Below are 18,297 nucleotides of genomic sequence, written 5' to 3'. Positions count from 1 at the left end.
TTGGATCAATGGCCTGACCATTGGATCGTTTCCAGTGTGCTGATCATAGCAAACCCACCAGGGTTCGCTATGCCGCAGATGCAGGTGTTTCACGCCCTCAATGGCCTGACCATTGAGCCAATAATAACAATCAAGGGAGTCTGTCATGGACCTCACCGGTAAACGCGTGCTGATCACCGCCGCCGCCCAGGGCATTGGCCGCGCCAGCGTCGAAGCCTATCTGGCGGCAGGGGCCGAAGTGATTGCAGCCGACATCAATCAACAGGCGCTCGCTGACTTGTCGGGCGCGCAAACGGTCTTGCTCGACGTCACCGACGCCAGCGCTATTCAACGCCTTGCTGCCGAGATCGGCCCGCTCGATGTGCTGTTCAACTGCGCAGGCGTGGTGCATGCCGGCAATATCCTCGAATGCCCGGAAAGCGACTGGACGTTTGCCCTCGACCTGAACGTCACCGCCATGTACCGCATGATCCGCGCGTTTCTGCCGGGGATGCTGGCGGCGGGCGGCGGCTCGATCATCAACATGTCGTCGGTGGCCTCCAGCCTCAAGGGCGTGCCCAACCGCTTTGCCTATTGCGCCAGCAAGGCGGCCGTCATCGGCCTGACCAAATCCGTCGCGGCCGACTTTGTCACCCAGCGCATCCGCTGCAACGCTATCTGCCCGGGCACCGTGGAGTCGCCTTCGCTGCAGCAACGCATCGTCGAACAAGCCCGCCATGAAGGCCGTCAACAGGACGAGGTGTACGCCGCCTTCACTGCGCGCCAGCCGATGGGACGCCTGGGCACGCCCCAGGAAATTGCCCAGCTGGCGCTGTACCTTGGCTCCGATGCCAGCGCGTTTACCACCGGCACCACCCAGATCATTGACGGCGGCTGGAGCAACTGACCGCCCACTTCCAATAAGAGGATTGCTCATGAAATTGCTGCGCTATGGTGAAAAAGGTCAGGAACGCCCGGCCCTGCTGGACGCTGATGGACGTCTGCGTGACTTGTCCGCTCACATCAGTGATATCGCCGGTGGCGCCCTGCTCCCGCAAAACCTCGCTCGCCTGCAAGAACTCGACCCCGCGAGCCTGCCCCTGGTACCGGGCAATCCGCGTTTGGGCGCCTGTGTCGGCCAGGTAGGAAAATTCATCTGCATCGGCCTGAACTACGCCGATCACGCTGCCGAAACCGGCGCCCCCATCCCTGACGAACCGATCATCTTCAACAAGTGGACCAGCGCCATCGTCGGCCCCAACGACAACATCGAAATCCCCCGCCACTCCACCAAGACCGACTGGGAAGTGGAGTTGGGGGTGGTGATCGGCCAGGGTGGCCGCTACATCGAGGAAAGCCAGGCCATGCAGCACGTGGCCGGCTACTGCGTGATCAACGATGTCTCCGAGCGCGAGTTCCAGCTGGAACGCGGCGGCACCTGGGACAAGGGCAAGGGCTGCGACACCTTCGGCCCGCTCGGCCCCTGGCTGGTCAGCCGCGATGAGATCGCCGACCCGCACCAACTGTCGATCTGGCTGGAAGTCGACGGCCACCGCTACCAGAACGGCAACACCCGCACGATGATTTTCCAGATCCCCAAACTGATCAGCTACCTCAGCCAGTTCATGAGCCTGCAACCGGGGGATGTGATTTCCACCGGCACCCCGCCCGGTGTCGGCCTGGGGATCAAGCCCGTGCCGGTCTACCTCAAGCCCGGGCAAAAAATCCGCCTGGGTATCGAAGGCCTCGGCGAACAGAACCAGACCACGGTCGACGCCTGACAAGAGACTAGGAGCCGTTCATGACTACCATTACCGCGATTCGCGTCGAAGATATCCGCTTTCCTACGTCCCAGTCCCTGGACGGTTCCGACGCCATGAACCCGGACCCGGACTACTCGGCCGCCTATGTGATTTTGCAGACCGACAACCCGGCCCTTGAAGGCCATGGCCTGACCTTCACCATCGGCCGTGGCAACGAGATTTGCTGCGCGGCGATCCAGGCCATGCAGCCGCTGCTGGTGGGCTTGACCCTGGAATGGATCGCCGAAGACATGGGCCGCTTCTGGCGGCATGTCACCAGTGACAGCCAGTTGCGCTGGATCGGCCCGGACAAGGGCGCAATCCACCTGGCCACCGGCGCGATCGTCAATGCCGCGTGGGACTTGTGGGCCAAGGCCGAAGGCAAACCCCTGTGGCGCCTGGTCGCCGACATGAGCCCGGAACAGCTGGTGCGCTGCATCGATTTCCGCTACATCACCGACTGCATCACCTCCAGCGAAGCCCTGGCCTTGCTGCGCCAACGCGCCGAAGGCAAGGCTGAACGCCTGGCCGACCTGCAAGCCAACGGCTACCCCTGCTACACCACCTCCGCCGGCTGGCTCGGTTACGGCGACGAAAAGCTGCGCAGGCTGTGCCAGGAAGCGGTGGATGCCGGCTTCAACCACGTCAAGCTCAAGGTCGGCCACGACTTGCAGGATGACCTGCGGCGCGTACGCATCGCCCGCGAAGTATTGGGCCCGGACCGCCAATTGATGATTGACGCCAACCAGGTGTGGGAAGTCGACACCGCCATCGATTGGGTGCGCGAATTGGCGTTTGCCAAGCCGTGGTTCATCGAGGAACCCACCAGCCCCGACGATATCGAGGGCCATCGCAAGATCCGCCAGGGGGTGGCGCCGGTCAAGGTCGCCACCGGCGAGATGTGCCAGAACCGGATCATCTTCAAGCAATTGATCATGCGCGAAGCCATCGACGTGGTGCAGATTGACGCCTGCCGCCTGGGTGGGGTGAACGAGGTGCTGGCAGTGATGCTGATGGCGGCCAAATATGGCCTGCCCGTGTGCCCGCATGCCGGCGGTGTCGGGCTTTGCGAGTACGTGCAGCACCTTTCGATGATCGACTACCTGTGCATTGCCGGCACCCACGAAGGCCGGGTGATCGAGTATGTCGACCATTTGCACGAGCATTTCGAGGAACCTTGCGTGGTGCGCGGTGCGGCCTATCTGCCGCCGAAGGCGCCGGGCTTTTCGATCCAGATGAAAGCCGCGTCCCGGGAGCAATACCGCCACCGGCCGTGAGCTGAACCGCAATTTGAATGGACGGAGCACAATAACAATGTCGTCCCCATCACCTTTGAGGCTCGATGCGCACCAGCATTTCTGGCGCTACCGGGCCGCTGATTATCCGTGGATCGGTACGGCTGAGGCTGACCTGCGGCGGGACTTTCTCCCACAGGACTTGCGGCCGTTGCTCGACGCTGCCGACCTGGATGGCTGCATTGCCGTGCAAGCCCGCGCCGGTGAGCAGGAAACCGACGCGCTGCTGGAAATGGCGCGGCAGCACCCATGGATACTCGGCGTCGTCGGCTGGGTCGACCTGTGCGACCCACGCCTGGAACAGCACCTGGAACAGTGGCGCGACGCACCGGGACTCAAGGGCTTTCGGCATCAGATTCAGGATGAGCCTACGCCTGCCAGCTTTATGGCTGACGCGAAGTTCTCCCGTGGCCTGCAACACCTGCAGCAACAAGGCTACGTCTACGAAGTGCTGATCCGCTGCGCCGACCTCGACGCCGCGACAGCCCTGTGCCAGCGCCACGACCGGCATCATCTGGTGCTGGACCACCTGGGCAAACCGGACATCGCCAACGGCCCCGTCGGTTGGGCCGAACACCTGGCGCCACTGGCCGCCCTGCCCCACGTCAGTTGCAAGCTGTCGGGCCTGCTCACCGAAGCCGGGCCCGAGCAACGCAACGCCCGAGCCCTGCGCCCCTACATCGAACTGGCGCTGGAATTGTTCGGCGCCGAGCGCCTGATGTTCGGTTCGGACTGGCCGGTGTGCCTGCTGGCCGGGGAATACCAGGGCACCTGCCAATTGCTGCAACAAACCCTCGGCCCACTGTCGCCCGATGAACAGCAGGCCATCTGGGGCGGCACGGCCCAGCGGGTCTATCACCTTGAAGGAAACTTCCCATGAATCTGCATTTGCAGGACCGCGTGATCATCGTCACCGGCGGCGGCTCGGGGATTGGCGCCGCCATTTCCCTGGGATTGATTGCCGAAGGCGCAATCCCGGTAATTTTCGGCCATCAACCGTTGTCGCCGGCCTTCGCGGCCGAGCTTGAGCAGCACGGTCAAAGCCACTTCATCCGTGTCGAGTTGCGCGATGAGGACGCCTGCCGCGCAGCCGTCAACGAAGTGTTGCGACGTTTCGGACGCATCGACGGCCTGGTGAACAACGCCGGGGTCAACGACGGCGTGGGCCTGGATGCGGGCCGTGCAGCGTTCGTCGAATCCCTGGAAAAGAACCTGATTCATTACTACTTGATGACCCACTTGTGCCTCGATGCCCTCAAGGCCAGCCGCGGGGCAATCGTGAATATCAGCTCCAAGACGGCCCTCACCGGCCAGGGCGGTACCAGCGGTTATACCGCCGCAAAAGGTGCGCAGCTGTCACTGACCCGGGAATGGGCCGCCTCCTTGCTGGAGTTCGGCATCCGGGTCAATGCCGTGGTGCCCGCCGAGGTGCTGACGCCGCTGTATCAACGCTGGATCGACGGCTTCGACAACCCCGAGGCCAAGCTCGCCGCCATCGTCGAAAAAATCCCCTTGGGCAAACGGATGACCACTCCCGAGGAAATTGCCGACAGCGTGCTGTTCCTGCTCTCACCCCGCGCCTCCCACACCACCGGACAGTGGCTGGTGGTGGATGGAGGCTACACCCACCTCGACCGGGCGCTGACATGAGCGGCCAACGTTACTGCCTGGCCCTGGACCTGATCGACGATGCGGCATTGATCGCCGAGTACCAGCAGTTGCATCGACGCATCTGGCCTGCCGTGGCAGAGCATCTGCGCAGCCAGCAAATCCTGGAAATGCAGATCTGGCGCCTGGGCACGCGGCTGTTCATGGTCATGGACACTGCGGCCGGGTTCAGCTTCGAAGGGCTGGACCACGCTGCACGCGCCAACCCCGACGTGCAAGCCTGGGAAACCCTGATGTGGCGCTTCCAGGCCCCCACGCCGTGGACTGACCCCGGCGGCAAATGGCAGCCCCTGGAGCAGATTTTCTGCCTCACCGACCAACCCTGATACCCGCTGCATCGCACGCCTTGATCCCATAAAAACAACAGGAGAAGCGTCATGTTAAGCAAAGATACACACCTGCCAGGCACCCGTGCCGTGCCGACCTATCGCTGGGCGCTGATGCTGGTGACCAGTCTGTTTTTCCTCTGGGGCTTGTCCTACGGTTTGCTCGACGTACTGAACAAGCACTTCCAGGAAGCCCTGCACGTCAGCAAGGCCCAGTCCGGGCTGTTGCAAAGCGCCTACTTCGGCGCGTACTTCCTGATCGCCTTGCCGGCCGGGTTGTTGATGGACCGCCACGGCTACAAGGCCGGGATCCTGCTGGGCCTGTGCCTGTATGCGGCGGGCGCGCTGCTGTTCATGCCGGCGGCTGCGGCGGCGAGCTTTCCGTTTTTCCTGTTCGCGCTGTTTGTCATCGCCTGCGGCCTGGGCTGCCTGGAGACCGCTGCCAACCCCTATGCCACCGTGCTGGGCGAACCTCAGGGCGCCGAGCGGCGGTTGAACCTGGCGCAATCATTCAATGGCCTTGGCCAGTTCTTCGGCCCGCTGATTGGCGGCGCGATGTTCTTCAGCGCCGGCAGCACACCGGCCTCGGACATGAGTTCGTTGCAGACCACCTACGTAGTGATCGCGGTTCTGGTACTGCTGGTGGCACTGCTGATCGCCCGCACGCCGCTGCCGGATTTGCGCGCGCAGGAACAGGCACTGCAACCGACGGCCGGCAAGGGTCTGTGGCAGCACCGGGAGTTCGTCGGTGGGGTGATCACGCAGTTTTTCTATGTGGCGGCCCAGGTCGGAGTCGGCGCATTTTTCATCAACTACGTCACCGAGCATTGGGCACAGATGGGCAATCAGCAAGCCGCCTACCTGCTGTCGATCGCAATGCTGGCCTTCATGTTCGGGCGCTTCTTCAGTACCTGGCTGATGGGCCGGGTCAGCGCGCAGAAGCTGCTGCTGATTTATGCGCTGATCAATATCGCGTTGTGCGGCCTGGTGGTGATCGGCCTGGAAGGTATCTCAGTGATCGCGCTGATCGCAGTGTTCTTCTTCATGTCGATCATGTTCCCGACGCTGTTCGCCATGGGCGTGAAGAACCTCGGGCCGCACACCAAGCGCGGCAGTTCGTTCATGATCATGGCGATCGTCGGCGGCGCCCTGATGCCCTACTTGATGGGCAAGGTGGCGGACAACAGCACAGTGGCGCTGGCTTACCTGTTGCCTATGGGGTGTTTCGTGATTGTGGCGGTATATGCCCGTAGTCGCTTGCGCCATCCGTGAAGTACCGCCCCGGCGTCGTCCCGAACGTACGCCGGAACATCGCAATAAAGGCACTGACGTTTTCATAACCCAGGTCCAGCGCAACCCGGGTCACGGGTGCATGCGCCGCCAGCAACTCCAGGGCGCGCAACAATCGCGCGCGCTGGCGCCACTGGCTGAAGGTGAACCCGGTCTCGGCAACAAACCGCCGGGCCAGGGTACGCGGCGAGACACCGGCCCACTGCGCCCAGTGTTCCAGCAGGCGGTTGTCGTCGGGACTGTCGGCCAGCGCCTGGGCGATGCGCAACAGGCGCGGGTCCCGGGGCAGCGGCAAGCCGAATGGCTCCTGGGGCAACCCGGCGATTTCATCAAGGATCACCTGGGCGATCCGTGACTGTGGCGGCTCGAGCAGCGCCTGGCTCCAGGTTGCCGCGCGCCTGACGGCTTCCAGCAACAAGGCCGACGTGGCGATAACGCACGTCTGTCGGGGCAGCCCTGCACATGCCTGGGGTTCGACATACACACTCCAGCCATCAAACGGCCCGTGGGAACGCAAGGCGTGGGAACAATCGGGGGCAATCCACACCGCATGGGTGGCCGGTACTACCCAATGCTGGTGCGCCGCCTGCACCGACAACAACCCGCGCTGGGCTCCGAGCAATTGCCCGCGGGCATGCTGATGAAGGGCCGTGGTGCGTGCTACCGGACTGCTGCGCAACGTCGCCACCAGCAACGGACCGCCGGTCGCATTGGCGAGCTGGGCTGAAACGAGTGTTGACGGCATATGGCAGCTTTACCGTATTGAATGACCTGGATAAGGCAGTGTAGCCATTTGCGCACGCCCAGACTGCGGATTCATTCATTGAGGGCTCCGCCATGCGTGCAGAAGACGTGCTTCCCGACCATCTCGACCAAGGCCAATTCAATGGCGTGACCGTGCGCAAGGGCACGGTGGGCGCATTCCTCGCCAACGCCAGAACCTGGTGCGATCCGGCCACCCCGGACGAGCAGCGCTTGCTGGCCGAACAGGACATCCTGCAAGCCCTCCCCGCCCTGCAGGCCCTGGGCTTGTTTGAAGTGTTGCAGGTGCGGGATGGCAAACTGGCGCGGCTGCTGAAGTGAGAGGATCGGCCTGGAAGGTGGTAATCCGTCGCTGGAAGCCCGGGGTTCACCAGTTCTCGCGGGGATTACGCACCTTCCAGGCCACCTCGCACCTCAAGTGGTTACTTGTCCTACGAACTGATAGTGGTTGGAAAGGCCTGTCGCGTTCCATGATCCTGGAAAAAATGTTTGGCCCTGTGTTCAGGCATGCCAAGGGAACCCGGCTCGCTCGATACGGCCTGATGTGCAAGGATGTTGCGCTGCACATCGTTCGTTGAACGCAAAACCAAGGATTTTTCATGACCGCCATCAGCACCCCAGCGCCCGTGGTACCCGGGCGGCTGGAACAAATGTCGACCCGCATCGCGTTTTTCATCGCCGGCTTCGGCATCGCCGCCTGGGCACCACTGGTGCCTTATGCCAAGGCCCGCGCCCAACTCAATGAGGGCACCCTCGGCCTTTTGCTGTTGTGCCTGGGGGTGGGCTCGATGATCGCGATGCCGGTCGCCGGGGCCCTGGCGTCGCGCTACGGTATCCGGCGAGTGGCCACCGGCGGCACCCTCCTGATCTGCCTGGGCCTGCCGATGCTGGCCACCGTCACCTCGATTCCCTTGCTGATGGCCGCGCTGTTTGTGTTTGGTGCCGGCCTGGGCACGGTGGACTCCACGGTCAACCTGCAAGCGGTGATGGTCGAGCGGGCCAGCGGCAAGACCATGATGTCGGGCTTCCACGGGCTGTTCAGCCTGGGCGGGATCGTCGGGGCGGCAGGTGTCAGCGGGCTGCTGGGGTTGGGCTGGTCGCCGTTGCAGGCCACCCTCGCGGTGATCGTCGTCATCGTAGTGGCCTTGCTCAAGGCCGGGCCACACCTGCTGCCCTACGGCAGTGAAAGCTCCGGGCCGGCCTTTGCCGTGCCCCACGGCGTGGTGCTGTTTATCGGCTGCCTGTGCTGCATCGTGTTTCTTGCCGAAGGCGCCGTACTGGACTGGAGCGCGGTGTTCCTGAGTGCCGAGCGCGGCCTTGACGAGGCCTATGCGGGCCTTGGCTACGCAGCCTTTGCCTTGACCATGACCGTCGGGCGCCTTACCGGCGACAGGATAGTTCGCCGCCTGGGCGCAACCCGGGTGATTGTATTCGGCGGCGCGCTCGCCGCCGGCGGCATGCTGTTGGCGACGCTATTCCCTGCGTGGGAAACCGCCCTGCTGGGGTATGCATTGGTCGGTGCCGGGTGTTCGAACATCGTACCGGTGCTGTACACCGCCGTCGGCAAGCAGACCGTCATGCCGGAACACATTGCCGTGCCCGCCATCACCACCCTGGGCTACACCGGCATTCTCGCCGGCCCTGCGGTGATCGGCTTCATCGCCCATGGCAGCAGCTTGAGCACTGCCTTTGTGCTGATTGCCGTACTGCTGATCGGTGTGGCGATCAGCGGGAAAATACTGCGGGTCTGACCACCCAGCCCCATCACGCCTCGTATATTGAGGCGTCAACCCGGGATCATTTGGCTTTCTGGAGTTCCAGCCAGCGATCAAGGGTTTTGTTGCTGAGCCAGCCCGCCTGGTGATGGCTGCCGAAAATTCGCCGACCGCTGTCGGCGGTGTTTTCCAGCGACCGCAACAAGCCCGGCCGGTCCACAAGGTTTTTCGCCATATACACCTGCTGTTCGTCGTATTTCTTCTTCGGTAGCCCCGTGGCCGGGTCCAGTACAACTTGGCCATGGCTGTCGAGCTCATCCGGGTCTTTGCTCATCATCGCCAGCACCTCGATGTTGACGTAGCAGATCTGCTCGAAAAACCCCATGCGGTCCCGCGACCGGTCCCGTAACTCGGTGAACATTTCCTTGAACAGACGGACGAGATCGGCATTGTTTTTTGTGTGGAAAGGGTCCGGGCTGAAGGCACTGGGATCGCTGTTGCCGAACACGACGTTCTCGGCCTGTGCCAGGCTTTCGCGGGTGATGTAGCCGTCCTGGTCGAGGATCGCATCGATCAGGCGCGGACGCTGGATGATCGCCTTGGCAAGCAGGATAGCGCTGTCGGCCTCTCGGCTGGCACCGAGCTTTTTACTGGCGATTCGTTGCAGTGAAGACAGCTTCAGTCCGTCAGTTCTCATGGAGTTTTTTCAGCATGGCAAATTGGGCGTTCGCCGCGCTCACCAAATCGCTGTCCGGCAAACGAATGTAGGGATTGGGCCCGCGGAGGCGGCTGGCCACTTCGTTCTGAAGCCCCAGGTGTTGCAGCAGACTCCTGCAGTGACTCTCCCCCCGCAAAGGAGGCCGATAGCCTGATGAGCGGACAGGCGCCCCGCCGGATTGATGGCTGTGCTTTCGCGCAGCCTCACCGGGTTCACTTGAAGCGGCGTGAATTGCCCGTGTACCGCCGTCCAGTGCCGGGGCAATACAGGGTGTAGCACCGAGGTGCTGGCAGACCGACCCGCCGTTGATTGTCATGATTCATCTCCACCATTTTCCGGTTCCACATTGACCTGGTCATCATCCCGGCAATCGCCGTATCGCTCAGGTGAAAACAGGCCAAAGGTGTGTGGTGTGCCGGTGGCAATGGTTCCGAGATAGAGCAGCGTTCCAATGACAACATGTAAAAACCGAAGAATCAGTCGGCTTTTCGAGACCCTGGCGAGGTCGGTTTTGTCTCCTGCCAAAAGTCTTTGATCGCTGCGACCATAGCGCCCATCACCGCGCGCAACGGGCGTAACCCAGGCGCGTGGGAGGCAGGCAACTGAGCGTGCGGCAACATGCCTTTGATGAAGTCGTCAGCCGCTGGCGCCTGGAATGTGTGCTGCCCGGTGAAGTTCTTCACTCGCCGGGCTTCGGCGCCCTCTTCGCACCGTTTGCCCTGTGCGGCAACGGGGGGCGGTTGCAGGGTATCGCTGCCCGTCGGCGCAAGACAGGCTGGCTGATAGCCAGGATTTTGCGATCCACACGAAGGTGTAGCCATGTCTGAGCCCTAGCTGAGAGTTTGAAAGCAGCGGATTGAGCAAGGCAGGTCATCACGCCGCGAGAGGGTCGCGGCGTGATCGAGCTAAAACAGGTTCAGAGAGAGGTGGCGCAGGGCGGCTCTGCCGATCTTGCCGTCATACCGGTCAAGAGAGTCCATCAGCGTTAACAGGCTTGAGCGCTGAGTGACTTCCTTGGCCAACTCGATGAGCCGCTGTTGCTTTGGGTCGCTCGACGACGATGCGGCCAATTTTTTCAAATCTTTGATACTGATGGAGCGGCTCCAGATACCCTTCAGGGCGTCGAAGTCCTTCAACATCTGTTCGGCGAGCTGTTTGTCGGTCTTGTACTTCAAGGCGTTGCCGGAGTCGAGCACGGCGTTGAGGTCCCGCCGGGAGATTCGACCATCCAGATCACCGGTCCTGCCGGCTCGGTCAAAGGCTTGTATTACGTCTGGGCGTCGCAGCAGTTCCCGGGCCAACAGAATGTTCTCATTACGGTCCTGGTCGTTGGTCAACCGTCTGCCCGCCATCTCCTCCAGGCTTTGTTTTGTGATGAAGGGCTGGCCCGGCACCGTGAACGCATCAAATTTGTTCTTGAGGAGGTTCCCCAGTTGATCGGGGGTTTGCCTCGAAAAGTGTGGGTCCGGGCGACCGTATCCCGGGTCAGGCTTGCAGGGGGTCGGACGGCAGTGTCCGGGAAGAGGCCTGAGTGGAATGGAAGGGTCAGGACGACCATAACCGGGGTGAGGCCGGAACGGATTGAACAGCTTGTGCAGAAAGTCCTGAAGCTGTCCGATCAGCCCGCCCAGGAACGAGTTTGCATAGGACGCCCGGAATGAGTTGTTGGCGGCACCATGGCGATCCATCGTGCTCTGCGTCGTCGTCCAATTCGAATATCCCGGGCCGATCCCATTCTGTGGCAAGTTGAAGCTGATGTGGATCGACCCCTGCCCGGAGCGTGAGCGTGACTGCGTCGATGTGGCGGCATCAGTATGCGGCTGCGCGGCGTTATCAAAGGGGTTGGCAACAGTTGAGTTGGATAAGGTTACCGACATAGGCATCTCCAGTTCGGCGTATTGACACGATTCACTCCCGGCTCAAAGACACCTCGGCGATACAAGGTATCCCATGGAAAGTGGGCACCTCCTTGTGTGGTAGAGCTGTCGGATTCAGTTCCTGCGGACGCAGAAAATCGTTAGAAAAAGAGTAGGAAGAAGGGCTATGGCGAGGGGGCTTGCGCCCCCTCGTCACTGTCGATACCTGGGATCAGGCACGCATCAGAAGCCCACGCTGGCCTGCACGAAGAACGTGCGCGGTTCACCCAGGTAGATCCCGGAGTTGTTGTCGCTGGAGCGGGTGTAGTGTTCCTGGTTGAACACGTTTTTTACCCCGACGCCCAGCTTCAGGTTCGACAGTTGCGCACCGAAGTCATAACCGCTGCGCACGTTGACCGAGACGTAGCCGGGAATATCCCCGTACTGGCCATCAGCAGTCGGCTGGGTGATGTAGGTGGTACCGGTGCCCGGCGCACGCTGGCCGGACTGGGCATAGACGTCCAGGTTGTGGGTCCAGTGGTTGATGTCGTAACGCAGCCCCAGAGTGGCCACTTCACGGGAGTACAGCGGCAAGTCGCGGCCCTTGAAGGCAACGTCGCCTTCGGAGGTGGCCCTGGTGTAGGTGAAGCCGGCGTTGGCGGTCAGGCCGTCCAGGCGCGGGTCGAGGTTCGACAGGTCGTAATGGGCCGACGCTTCGATGCCCTCGTGCTTGGTAGCGCCGAGGTTGGTCCAGCCCACATCGTTGCTGACGTATTGCAACTCGTCCGAGAAGTCGATGTAGAACAACGTCACTTCGCCGCCCCAGACGCTGTCGTTGTAGCGGGTACCGATTTCGTAGGTCTTGGCTTTTTCCGGGTTCAGGCCGTTCGCGGTCTGGTCGCCGTTACCGCCCTGGCCCAGCTGGAAGTATTGCAGGCTGCCGAAGGAGGTTTCGTAGTTGGCAAACAGCTTCCAGGCATCGGAGACGTGGTACATCACGCTCAGGGCCGGCAGCGGTTCGTTGTTGTGGATCTCGCGGCGCTTCTCCTGAACCGTGGCGCCATTGAGGCCTACCACCGGACGGTCGTGCCATTCGGTGCGGATCTGCTCAAAGCGAATGCCCGGGGTGACGGTCCATTTGCCGATATCAATCTTGTTGTCGATATAGAACGAGTTGGCCTCGGTGCCACCGGTACGGTCCTGGTACACGTGGCCGTCACTCTGGCCCACGGGCGTCGGCACGTTGTTGACCAGCGCCAGGCTGGTGGCCTGCTCGTGCATGCCTTCCTTGAGGTAGCGATAACCGACGCTGACTTCCTGGGTGCTCGGCCCCAGGTCAAATACATGGGACACACGCGGCTCGATGCCGAAGGTGTAGTAGGTGCGCGGGTAGGAACCCAGGGTCTTCAGGTCGCGGTTGGCGATGTTGCTGCCGCGGAAACTGTCGGAGTAGTAGGTCAGCACTTCAGCCTGGGTGCGGTCGTCGATCTGCCGGATGTACTTGAAGGACATATCCTTGCGCCGGCCATTGAAGTTGTCCCAGTCACGTACCGATTGATACGGGTTGGCGTCGTACTGCTTCTGGGTCAGGCCGCCGGGCATGTCGGCGCTGGCGTCGTAGTAGTGGAAATTCAGCGAGAAATCGTCTTGATCGGTCGGCGCCCAGTGCGTCTTGAAGATCACGTCGTCGATGTCGTTGGAGTTGTTGCGGTCGCGGTAACCATCGCCCTTGGTCCCGGAATACAGCAACGCAGCACCGATACCGTTGTCGGCGGTGCCGCCGATGAAGGCGTTTTCAATGTGTTTCCAGCCGCCGTGGGCCGCGGTTTCCAGGGTGGTGCCGACTTCGCCGGAGAATTTTTCCGGGATGGCCCGGGTGACGAAGTTGATCACGCCGCCGACGTTCTGTGGTCCATAACGTACGGAGCCTGCGCCACGCACCACGTCGATGCTGTCGAGGTTGCCGGAGGAAATCGGCGCCATCGACAACTGCGGCTGGCCGTAGGGTGCAAACGCTGCCGGTACGCCGTCGATCAATACCGTGGAGCGTGGCGACAGACGCGAGGTCAGGCCGCGTACCCCAACGTTGAGGGAAATATCACTGCCACCGGTGCCGTTGGCCTCCTGTACCTGCACCCCGGGAATGCGCCGCAGCACGTCACCGACGTTCATCGCGCCCTGCTCCACCATGGCTTCACGGCGCACCACGGTGCGCGCCCCCGGGTGGTTCTGCACCACTTGGGCATTCGCGTCGCCGAGCCAGTCGCCGACCACCTTGATGTCGGTGGCACCCAACTCCAGCGGCGAACCGGCTTCGCCGGTGCCCTTGCCCAGCGGGCGCAGGGTCACGGAGCCCGCATCGATCTGGTAATCCAGGCCGCTGCCCTGCAGCAACTGGCGCAGCGCTTGTTCGGGCGACAGGTTGCCGTCGACGGCCGGGGCTTGTTTGCCGGCCACCATGTCGGGGCTGAAGAACACTTGCAGCGACGTCTGCTGACCCAATTGGCTCAAGGCCGAACCCAGGGACTGGGCCTGGATATGAATGCCATCGTCAGCATAGGCCGCCGGCAGTGCGGCGCTGACGGCCAGCGCCAGGGCGAGGGGTGCCCAGCGCGATGATTTATTGTTTTTCATGGCGAGTTTTTTCACGTCGAACGTAGTCCTGTGATCGCAAGAGAGTGCGGCTGTTAATGCAAACCAGTTGCAGTTGCACAAGAAGACGAAGAACTCGAAAAAAACCTGAATCTATCGCGAAATTATTTCCTGGCTACCGTCCGGCAAGGTGCGCAAGGCCACCGGAAGAATGTGCGGCAAGGCCTTGAGCAAGGCGTCGGTGTCGGTGGATTTGAACACGCTGGTCAAGCGCAGGTTGCTCACCGCGGGCGCGCTGACCCGCAAAGGTTGCTCGCGGTAACGTGAGACCTCCCGAGCCACTTCGCCGAGAGTGGCGTTGTTGAACACCAGTTTGCCGGTGCGCCAGGCCGTGAGCTCTTCAGGGTTGACGGCGTAGGCAGCCGCCACCTGGCCCCGGGTATCCACATGGGTGCCCCGACCGGCCGTGAGCATCACGATGTCATCGGATGAGCGCCCTTGCACTTTGACCGTACCGGCCTCGACCACCACGCGGGTCTGGTCGTCATCGCGGCGCACGTCGAAACGCGTACCGGTGACCGTCACCTGCCCTGCCCCGGCGTCCACCACGAAGGGCCGGCTGGTGTCGTGCTCGACGCTGAACATGGCCTCGCCCTGCTTGAGCTCGATGCCGCGCTGGCCTTTTACATAGTGCACGGCCACCACGCTGCGGCTGTTCAAGTCCATCAGCGAGCCGTCGGGCAACGCCACCTGCCGGTGCTCCCCTAATGCAGTGCGGAACTCGGCGTTATACGTCGCCGGATGATCCAGGCCACTGAACAACCCCAGGCCCAGGGCCACCGCCAGCACACTTGCAGCCACTGCATAACGCAGCACGGGCCGGCGCTTCGCACGCGGCTGCGGGGCATCGCACAACGCCTGCAAGCGCGCCTTGGGCACCAGGTCGGTGGCACTCCACAAACCTTGCAGCACATCAAATTCGTACTGGTGCTCGGCATGCTCTGCACGCCAGGCATCAAAACGCTCGCGTTCTTCTGCGCTCAATGGGCTGTCCTGCACACGCACAAACCATTGCGCCGCCTCGTCGCGGGCCGTCGCACTGCCGCAGGCACACTCACGGGTATCCATCATGGAAGATCCTGTTTCAAAGCGGGCATTGGTCATGGTGCCATCGCATCCAGGCGGTCACGTAGATGCCGCAGGGTGCGGATCATATACTTTTCCACCATGTTTTTAGACAGGCCCAGGCGTTCGGCGATTTCCTGCTGGGTCAGGCCCTCGATTTTCTGCCAGATGAAAATCTTGCGGCAATTGAGCGGCAGCTCGGCCAGGGCTCGCTCGATGGAATCCGCCAGCTGGATCGCGTGCATGAAATGCTCCGGGTCGCCACTGTGGGGCGAACTCTGATCAAAGGCTTCCAGGGCCATCGCCTCCCGCCGGTCCTCGCGGCGATAGGCGTCAACGGCGATATTGCGCGCCGTTTGATGCAGATAGGCGCGAGGTTGCTCAACCTTGGTGGCGTTGGACTCAAGCACCCGCACAAAAGTGTCGTGGGCCAGGTCTTCGGCCTGCTGACGGTTTCTCAGGCGGCGCGTCCAGGTCCCGATCAACTCTTCGTAGTGCTCGAAAAAGCCTGTTCTGCGGGGCGGCTGAGGAGTCATCAAGGAAGCACTGGGGAGGCGGGGTGTGAATAGTAATGCTTCCTATTAAGTGGAGCAATTGCTTCCCGTCGTCCTCTTTCCTTGACCCTTGTACATCCCGCCCAATCCCGGCAGCATTCGCCCGTGACTTTCACGGACGAGCACCTTATGACCCTGCCTTTTTTCGCCCCCTTTCTCCTCACCACCGAGCGCCTGGGCCTGCGCCCTCCCCATCAGGATGATTGGCGCGCGCTGTTTGCCATCTGGTCCGATCCCGAAGCCATGCGCTACTTTTCCTTTCCCACCATGACCCGCGCCGAGCAGGCCGTTGAACGCTTCGGCCAACTGATGGAAGCCTCGATTGCCGGTGAAGACCTGGTGTGCATGGTGGAGTTGCTGACCACCGGCGAGGTGATCGGCAGTTGCGACCTGTTCAATGTGGATGAGCAATGCGGTCGTGCCGAAATCGGCTTTACCCTGAACCGCCAGCATTGGGGCAAGGGCTACATGAGCGAGGCGGCCCGTGCCGTGATCGACCACGGCTTCAACACCGTCGGGCTGCGCCGCCTTGAAGCCGATATCGACCCACGCAACCTGGGCTCCGCAAGATTGCTCGAGCGCCTGGGTTTTGTGCGCGAAGGCCTGTTGCGCGAACGCTGGGTGGTCGGCGATGAGATCTCGGACAGCGCGCTGTATGGCCTGCTCAAGCGTGACCGCCCTGCCTGACCCACAACGGGCGTCCCTTCTTCATTGCCACGATCAAGGCCAACAGAATCAAGCCCATGGCCTGCCACTGGGAAACCCCGGGGCGCTCCCCCAGAATCAGCATTGAGCTGACGACGCCAAACACCGGGATCAGCAGTGACAGGGGCGCCACCCGGGAAACCGGGTACTCGCGCAGCAGCAGGTTCCAGCCCCAATAACAGAAGTGCGTCGCGCCATACACCTGAAACGCCAGCGAGAACAACGCCACGCGGTTCAACTGAGCAGGCAAGGCGATAAAGGCTTGCGGGCCGTCCAGCAGCCACGTCAACAGTACCAGCGGCAGCGGTGCAAACAGGCTGGCCCAGACCACGAAGGCAAAGATCTCCCGCACCCCGGAGACCTTGATGATGATATTGCCAATGCTCCAGGCCAGCGCACTGAACAGCACCAGGGCAAACCCCAGCATCGTCGCCGCCCCCTGCACACCCAACAGCATGCCCACCAAGCCCATGGCCGCCAGCGCCACGCTGATCAATTGCGGCAGGGACAGGCTTTCACGAAACAGCAGCACGCCCCAGCCCAGGGTGAAAAATGCGCTGAACTGGATCAGCAATGACGCGCTGCCGGGCGGCACGCCCATGGCGATCCCGAGGTTGATCAAGGCCCACATCGCCACCCCGAAGATCAAGCCGTAGGCCGCCAGCCACTTCACCGCCACCTGGGGCCGTTTCACCAGAAACACCCAAGGCAACGCAGCCAGGGTGAAACGCAGGGCCGTCAGCAACAATGGGTTGATCTCGGCCAGGCCCAGCTTGGTAATGGGGAAGTTGAATCCCCACACGGCCGTCACCAGGACGGCCAGTAACAGGTGTTTGTGCTTCATGGTGACGGGGTCCATTTGCTGGTTGGCACGACAAGAGGCCGTGCATCCGGCAGATTTTTTCGCAAACTGCGATGGCCCGCCTGCGATTGTGGGTCAACAAAGGCTAGAATCAGGCCATGCCCGATATTCATCCCTACGAAAACACCCCCCGCGACGTGGTCGTGACCGCCATCGACTATGCCGACGGCCAGTTGTTCCCCGACCACGCGCACCCACGCGGGCAGTTTGCGTATGCCAGCCGGGGCGTCATCACGGTCTACACCGCTACCGGTAACTGGGTCGTGCCGCCCCGCCGCGCGATCTGGGTGCCGCCGCATGTGTCCCACGCCATGCTGATGCGCGGGCCGGTGACGATGCTCAACACCTACATTCGCCCGCAGGCGGCGCGGCGGCTGGAGTTGCCGCAACAGTGCCAGGTGCTGGATGTGTCGCCGCTGCTTGGGCAGTTGCTGGAGAAGGCCGTCGAGGTACCTGCGCGTTACGCGATGGGTGGCCGCGACAGCTATTTGATGGGCTTGCTGCTGCACGAGATCGCCCGGATGCCGGTGCTGCCGCTGTGTGCGCCGTTGCCGGCCGAGCCTCGATTGGCGAAGGCCTGCGAAGAGTTCCTGGCCGGGCCTTCGTTGGAAATCGGCATTGATGCCATGGCCCTCTGCACGGGTATGAGCCGCCGGACTTTTACCCGCCAGTTCCGCCAGGCCACGGGGATCAGTTACCTGCAATGGCGCCAGCAAGCCTGTTTGCTGGCGGCGATCGTGCGGCTGGGCAATGGGGAACCGGTGACCAGGGTGGCGCTGGATCTGGGGTATAGCAGCCCGAGTGCGTTTGCCACGGTGTTCAAGCGTGTGTTGGGTGAGGTACCGAGCCGTTATTTCACCAGGGAGTTGCGGGGGGTGGGTCGCGGTACATATCCGTTATTTAGGTAACGACCACCTAGGATTCCGCTCTTACAGCGGGTCACTTTTGAACAGCCGGAATGCGGCCCAGTCAAAAGCAAGCAAAACGCTCTTGCCCCACCACTCGGCACCTCGCCTAGGCTCGGTGTGCCCTCACTCCGGCTTTGGAC

General features: G+C 62.2%; 18 protein-coding genes. 11 read left to right on the top strand and 7 right to left on the bottom strand.

The features are described 5' to 3' along the window. Positions 1–145 precede the first annotated feature (145 nt). Genes HX821_RS16040 through HX821_RS16010 form a run of 7 tightly spaced genes read left to right on the top strand, consistent with a single transcriptional unit; the run spans position 146 to position 6,342 of the window. Positions 146–886 carry an SDR family oxidoreductase gene (locus tag HX821_RS16040; RefSeq protein WP_008432765.1) on the top strand — a complete coding sequence of 247 codons (741 nt, stop codon included), beginning with the start codon at positions 146–148 and terminating at the stop codon, positions 884–886. Between the two features lie 28 nt (positions 887–914). After that, positions 915–1,760, top strand: a complete 846-nt coding sequence (locus HX821_RS16035; protein WP_177036035.1) for a fumarylacetoacetate hydrolase family protein — start codon at positions 915–917, stop codon at positions 1,758–1,760. A 20-nt stretch (positions 1,761–1,780) separates the two neighbouring features. Then, positions 1,781–3,058, top strand: coding sequence for an L-fuconate dehydratase (locus HX821_RS16030; RefSeq protein WP_003219522.1), 1,278 nt, complete (start codon positions 1,781–1,783; stop codon positions 3,056–3,058). A 37-nt stretch (positions 3,059–3,095) separates the two neighbouring features. Further along, positions 3,096–3,956, top strand: coding sequence for an amidohydrolase (locus tag HX821_RS16025; protein WP_177029069.1), 861 nt, complete (start codon positions 3,096–3,098; stop codon positions 3,954–3,956). Continuing rightward, the gene (locus tag HX821_RS16020; protein WP_003219518.1) at positions 3,953–4,726 is read left to right on the top strand and encodes an SDR family oxidoreductase; all 774 of its coding nucleotides are present in this window, start codon (positions 3,953–3,955) and stop codon (positions 4,724–4,726) included. Before HX821_RS16025 ends, HX821_RS16020 begins: the two co-directional genes overlap by 4 nt. Further along, a complete protein-coding gene (locus HX821_RS16015) occupies positions 4,723–5,070 on the top strand; it encodes an L-rhamnose mutarotase (protein WP_003219515.1) in 348 nt (115 codons plus the stop codon). The genes HX821_RS16020 and HX821_RS16015 overlap by 4 nt, the downstream gene beginning before the upstream one ends. 51 nt (positions 5,071–5,121) lie before the next feature. Beyond that, positions 5,122–6,342: a sugar MFS transporter gene (locus tag HX821_RS16010; protein ID WP_177036034.1), complete on the top strand. Its 1,221-nt coding sequence runs from the start codon at positions 5,122–5,124 to the stop codon at positions 6,340–6,342. Here HX821_RS16010 and HX821_RS16005 read toward each other — a convergent pair. Next, the gene (locus HX821_RS16005) at positions 6,284–7,105 is read right to left on the bottom strand and encodes a helix-turn-helix domain-containing protein (RefSeq protein WP_177023249.1); all 822 of its coding nucleotides are present in this window, start codon (positions 7,103–7,105) and stop codon (positions 6,284–6,286) included. The two genes, HX821_RS16010 and HX821_RS16005, sit on opposite strands and share 59 nt — an antisense overlap. 92 nt (positions 7,106–7,197) lie before the next feature. Between HX821_RS16005 and HX821_RS16000 the strand changes: the two genes are divergently transcribed. Continuing rightward, positions 7,198–7,443 carry a hypothetical protein gene (locus HX821_RS16000; RefSeq protein ID WP_008432748.1) on the top strand — a complete coding sequence of 82 codons (246 nt, stop codon included), beginning with the start codon at positions 7,198–7,200 and terminating at the stop codon, positions 7,441–7,443. A gap of 278 nt (positions 7,444–7,721) precedes the next feature. Next, on the top strand, positions 7,722–8,873 hold the full coding sequence (locus tag HX821_RS15995) for an MFS transporter (RefSeq protein WP_087693074.1): 1,152 nt from the start codon (positions 7,722–7,724) through the stop codon (positions 8,871–8,873). Positions 8,874–8,919: 46 nt separating this feature from the next. On the opposite strand, the gene HX821_RS15990 is transcribed toward HX821_RS15995, so the two are convergent. The 5 genes from HX821_RS15990 to HX821_RS15970 all read right to left on the bottom strand — a co-directional run bounded on the left by HX821_RS15990 (position 8,920) and on the right by HX821_RS15970 (position 15,664). After that, positions 8,920–9,534 carry a hypothetical protein gene (locus HX821_RS15990; protein WP_008432744.1) on the bottom strand — a complete coding sequence of 205 codons (615 nt, stop codon included), beginning with the start codon at positions 9,532–9,534 and terminating at the stop codon, positions 8,920–8,922. 926 nt (positions 9,535–10,460) lie between these two features. Next, on the bottom strand, positions 10,461–11,432 hold the full coding sequence (locus HX821_RS15985; RefSeq protein WP_177036033.1) for a type III secretion protein: 972 nt from the start codon (positions 11,430–11,432) through the stop codon (positions 10,461–10,463). A gap of 222 nt (positions 11,433–11,654) precedes the next feature. Next, a complete protein-coding gene (locus HX821_RS15980; protein ID WP_177009178.1) occupies positions 11,655–14,060 on the bottom strand; it encodes a TonB-dependent receptor in 2,406 nt (801 codons plus the stop codon). A gap of 96 nt (positions 14,061–14,156) precedes the next feature. After that, a complete protein-coding gene (locus HX821_RS15975; RefSeq protein ID WP_087693093.1) occupies positions 14,157–15,131 on the bottom strand; it encodes a FecR family protein in 975 nt (324 codons plus the stop codon). 32 nt (positions 15,132–15,163) lie between these two features. Further along, entirely contained in the window at positions 15,164–15,664 is a 501-nt protein-coding gene (locus HX821_RS15970; protein ID WP_087693078.1) for a sigma-70 family RNA polymerase sigma factor, read from the bottom strand. A gap of 147 nt (positions 15,665–15,811) precedes the next feature. Between HX821_RS15970 and HX821_RS15965 the strand changes: the two genes are divergently transcribed. Continuing rightward, on the top strand, positions 15,812–16,369 hold the full coding sequence (locus HX821_RS15965) for a GNAT family N-acetyltransferase (RefSeq protein WP_177036032.1): 558 nt from the start codon (positions 15,812–15,814) through the stop codon (positions 16,367–16,369). Here the strand turns inward: HX821_RS15965 and HX821_RS15960 are convergent. Then, complete coding sequence (locus HX821_RS15960) at positions 16,347–17,231, bottom strand: EamA family transporter (protein WP_177036031.1); 885 nt, start codon at positions 17,229–17,231, stop codon at positions 16,347–16,349. The genes HX821_RS15965 and HX821_RS15960 overlap by 23 nt on opposite strands. A 116-nt stretch (positions 17,232–17,347) precedes the next feature. On the opposite strand from HX821_RS15960, the gene HX821_RS15955 reads away from it, so the two are divergent. Then, on the top strand, positions 17,348–18,157 hold the full coding sequence (locus HX821_RS15955; RefSeq protein ID WP_177036030.1) for a helix-turn-helix transcriptional regulator: 810 nt from the start codon (positions 17,348–17,350) through the stop codon (positions 18,155–18,157). Positions 18,158–18,297: the final 140 nt, after the last annotated feature.

Source organism: Pseudomonas sp. B6001 (genome assembly GCF_013386015.1).
In the GTDB taxonomy this organism is placed as follows: domain Bacteria; phylum Pseudomonadota; class Gammaproteobacteria; order Pseudomonadales; family Pseudomonadaceae; genus Aquipseudomonas.
Note: the sequence above shows the minus strand (reverse complement) of the source record. Positions and strands in the feature narration are given on the sequence as shown.